1 protein-coding gene is annotated in these 820 nt (G+C 60.7%); it reads right to left on the bottom strand.

Going from position 1 to position 820, the window contains the following annotated elements; all coding sequences use genetic code 11:
* Positions 1–162: 162 nt before the first annotated feature.
* Entirely contained in the window at positions 163–699 is a 537-nt protein-coding gene (locus tag ABD774_RS21535) for a Gfo/Idh/MocA family oxidoreductase (protein WP_345045834.1), read from the bottom strand.
* Positions 700–820 lie beyond the last annotated feature (121 nt).

Raw genomic sequence — 820 nt, 5'->3', positions numbered from 1 at the left:
CCGGCGCCCGCCCGAGGACGGCATCAACGGCTCGATCAACTCCCACTGGGCATCCGTCAGCACGGCAGTACGCGACACCCCCGCAGCGTTTCAGCCCAAGGGCTCGACTATTGGGAGACACGCCCTAGTTCGTTGGGACCACAGTCATGCTCGCGCCGACAGTCACGACACCTGTGATGACAGGTGCGCCGGGTCGAAGCGCACGGTTTTACCCGTTCGATGCGACTCATAAATCGCCTCGACAACCCTCAGAGACTTCATCGCCTCGACTCCTGTGACTGCCGGCTCGCGATTCTCTCTAAGAGCCGCGATGAAGTCCGACACCTGTAACGCGTGGTAGGGCTTGAGCGCATCGTTTATGACGGAGGACGACACATCGGCGTTGACAGCACGCCCGAGAACAGGAGCGTGGAAAACCTGACCCGGCACGTCCCAGATCTCCAGCTGGCCGGTTCCCTCTGGGTATTCCGCCAGTGCCACGGTAGCTCCGGATGATCCCGTGATCCGGATCTGCACTCCCTCGGCAGGAGTAAGCCCAGTCGTGGCGGAAATCGTGGCCATCGCACCAGAAGTGAACGTCAATAGTGCCGTCGCAGCATCCTCGACCTCGATGTAGTCGCCATGTATGTACGTACCACATCGGCCTGTGACCTCAGCGACGGGACCCATGAACCACTGCAGAAGGTCTATGTATGTCAACGCCGGGCGAAAATTGACCCCTCTGCGCCGATGGAAAGTTGACCCCTCTCGGCGGTTTGTTGTTGGTTACTTGCTGGTCTGTGGGTCGATGGTCTGGCGGTGGCCGCGGGTGCGGTAGGAG

It is taken from the genome of Georgenia daeguensis, assembly GCF_039537705.1.
Classification (GTDB): domain Bacteria; phylum Actinomycetota; class Actinomycetes; order Actinomycetales; family Actinomycetaceae; genus Georgenia; species Georgenia daeguensis.
Note: the sequence above shows the minus strand (reverse complement) of the source record. Positions and strands in the feature narration are given on the sequence as shown.